Origin of the sequence: Salmonella sp. 32082101201600294FB01SM01, from assembly GCF_017572865.1 — a bacterium.
In the GTDB taxonomy this organism is placed as follows: domain Bacteria; phylum Pseudomonadota; class Gammaproteobacteria; order Enterobacterales; family Enterobacteriaceae; genus Salmonella; species Salmonella enterica.
Genome location: NZ_JAGESB010000014.1, coordinates 1 through 929, shown reverse-complemented (window position 1 = coordinate 929; position 929 = coordinate 1). Strand labels below are relative to the sequence as shown.

Sequence of the window (929 nt, the reverse complement as noted above, 5' to 3'; positions counted from 1 at the left end):
CCCGGTCGTCCTTATAGTTCAGCCCCACCACCCGGATACCCTGCGCGGCCAGCCGGTTCAGGTACTGATGCTCGGCGCGGCAGGTCGGGCACCAGGTGGCCCAGACGTTAAGCAGCACCGGTTTCCCCTGCGTCAGCACCTCCGCCTGGTAGTACTGACCCGGCGTCTCCAGCGATTCCAGGCGGAACGCCGGCACCGGCTTTCCGGTCAGCGCCGATTCGAGATTCGTCGGGTCATCGCCCTGCGCGTTGCGCGCCAGCTGCCACAGCAGCGCCGCGGCAATCAGCAGAAAAATCAGCAGCGGTAATAACAGTACGTTGCGTTTCATCCGGCCTCCGGCAATGGTTTACGGCGGCGGTAGCGCGGGTCCGCCAGGCACAGCAGCCCGCCCAGCGCCATCAGCAGCCCCCCGGCCCATATCCAGCGGACAAACGGTTTGTAGTACAGGCGCACGGCCCACGCGCCGTTGTCCAGCTCCTCCCCGAGCGCGGCGTACAGGTCGCGGGTCAGCCCGCCGTCAATCGCCGCCTCGGTCATCACCATCCGGCTGGTGTTGTAGAGCCGTTTCTCCGCGTGCAGCACCGCCTCCGGCTCGCCGTGGCGCGTCACCCCGATGAGGGCCACCCCGCCGCGGTAGTTGGGGCCGGTGATGTCCCGCACCTCCCGGAAGGTGAAGCGGTAGTCGTGAATGGTCACGCTGTCGCCCGCCCGCATCCGCACGTCACGCTCCACGCTGTAATTCTGGCTGAAGGCGATGCCGGTAATCGTCACCGCCAGCCCGAGGTGCGCCGCCACCATTCCCCAGTAGCTGAGAGAGGTTTTCGTGCCGCGGGACACGCGCTGTACGGCTTCGGCCACCGCCAGCACCGCAATCCAGCAGGCCATCGCCATCCCCACCGCCGTCATGGCGATGATTTTATCTTCCAGCA

2 protein-coding genes are annotated in these 929 nt (G+C 66.7%); both read right to left on the bottom strand.

The window, feature by feature from the left end; genetic code table 11:
• Window positions 1–328, bottom strand: a 328-nt coding sequence (locus tag J4645_RS22055) for a DsbE family thiol:disulfide interchange protein (protein WP_208209014.1), incomplete at its 3' end; no start/stop codon positions are given.
• Window positions 325–929 (bottom strand): cytochrome c-type biogenesis CcmF C-terminal domain-containing protein (locus J4645_RS22050; protein ID WP_122017283.1); only part of this gene is annotated, 605 nt, incomplete at its 5' end. The genes J4645_RS22055 and J4645_RS22050, both read right to left, overlap by 4 nt.